Below are 1,573 nucleotides of genomic sequence, written 5' to 3'. Positions count from 1 at the left end.
ATGGGCTATCAATATGAGCTATCGACAGCCAGTATAAAACCCCTACAATAGCCTCAGGCCATCACCTTCAAGAAATTTATGACTGCGCCCCCAACAGCACAACAAAACTGCCCCCTCTGTGGCCAAGCCAACCTTTGCGCGATAGCCAATAATGCCGAGGCAAAGCACTGTTGGTGTATGGACGCTACCATCCCTCCGTCATTAATTGAACAAGCCAACCAAGGCAGCGACGAAAAAATTTGCATCTGCCAAACCTGTGCGCAACAGACCAATTTACTGGCCAAAAACCTTAACAAAGAGCCATTATGAAAGATAACCCCGTGACCGGTTTTAACTATTTAATACAGGGTTTTCAATTAATGGCCCGACCGGGCTTAAGGCTGTTTGTACTGATACCACTGGCTATCAATATGATTATTTTTTCTATTTTGATCAGCCTTAGCATGGCGCAATTCAGTGATTGGATTGAAGCGATAATGGGATGGGTGCCGGATTGGCTGGCATTGATTCGCTGGCTGCTTTGGCCGCTGGCGGTGATATTAATATTAACCGTGGTGATGTACAGCTTTAGCCTAATCGCCAATATGATTGCTGCCCCTTTTAATGGTTTGCTGGCAGAAAAAACCGAAGCGTTATTAACCGGAGAAGAAGTGCCAGGCTTTGAAACCACAGCACAGGCGTTATTATCCTTCCCTAAAAGTATGGGTCGCGAACTGGCCAAGCTACTCTACTATATCCCGCTGGCACTGGTGGTATTGGTAATAAGCTTTATCCCACTCATCAATACCCTAGCACCACTACTCTGGTTTTTATTGGGCTCATGGATGATGGTCATTCAATATTGTGATTACCCGATGGATAACCACCGCGCCAGCTTTGCCGAAATGAAACAACGGATAAAACAAAAGCGCCTGACATCCACCGGCTTTGGCGCCGGCGTTATGCTGGGCACCATGATTCCGCTGGTTAATTTAGTCATTATGCCGGCAGCGGTTTGTGGCGCTACCGTTTATTGGGTAACAGCCATAAAACATCATTAAAAATCGCTATTAGCACTCAGCCTATCCCACTCTAATCTATGCCAAAGATTGACGGCTTGGCTTATATTGGAATAAATCGCGTCAGCCTATAAAGCCAATTTGAATTGATAGTGGGTTGTCGATATTGAGAAAAACTTTTGCGCTAACTGCACCAACAAAACCGGTGGCAACCGTTTACAACCGATTTTGATTTTGATTCTCGCGATATGGGTTTCAACGGTGCGATTACTGGAACCTCTAACCTTGGCAATCTCCTTTGCTGACAAGCCCAATGCCAAGCCAACACATACCTGCTCTTCAGTAATGGTGAGTTTTCGAGGACTTACCCCAAGCACAACTTTGCTAACTTCTGTCCGTATATGATGCCGTAATTGTGATTCCACGACCTTTATATTGTCAAATTGACTGTCATTAAGCTTTCTGTAGCAATCAAAATAAATCATTTGAATATGAACTCCATATTCGTACAACAAATCTATTGGATTGGAATGCAGTTTGTACACAATATCATCATATTACGCAACTAAGTAAAT

General features: G+C 44.0%; 3 protein-coding genes. 2 read left to right on the top strand and 1 reads right to left on the bottom strand.

Features of this window, described 5'->3' with window-relative positions; translation table 11 throughout:
* The first annotated feature begins 78 nt into the window (after nucleotides 1–78).
* Complete coding sequence (locus tag AACP44_RS09245; RefSeq protein WP_339340241.1) at nucleotides 79–309, top strand: cysteine-rich CWC family protein; 231 nt, start codon at nucleotides 79–81, stop codon at nucleotides 307–309.
* Nucleotides 306–1,040, top strand: coding sequence for a sulfate transporter CysZ (gene cysZ / locus AACP44_RS09240; RefSeq protein WP_339340240.1), 735 nt, complete (start codon nucleotides 306–308; stop codon nucleotides 1,038–1,040). The genes AACP44_RS09245 and cysZ overlap by 4 nt, the downstream gene beginning before the upstream one ends.
* 86 nt (nucleotides 1,041–1,126) lie before the next feature.
* On the opposite strand, the gene AACP44_RS09235 is transcribed toward cysZ, so the two are convergent.
* Nucleotides 1,127–1,483, bottom strand: coding sequence for a helix-turn-helix transcriptional regulator (locus AACP44_RS09235; protein ID WP_339340239.1), 357 nt, complete (start codon nucleotides 1,481–1,483; stop codon nucleotides 1,127–1,129).
* Between the last annotated feature and the right edge of the window lie 90 nt (nucleotides 1,484–1,573).

This window comes from uncultured Oceanicoccus sp. (genome assembly GCF_963968385.1).
Lineage (GTDB): Bacteria > Pseudomonadota > Gammaproteobacteria > Pseudomonadales > Dasaniaceae > Oceanicoccus.
The sequence above is the reverse complement of the archived record's forward strand: the minus strand, read 5'-3'. Positions and strand labels throughout refer to the sequence as shown.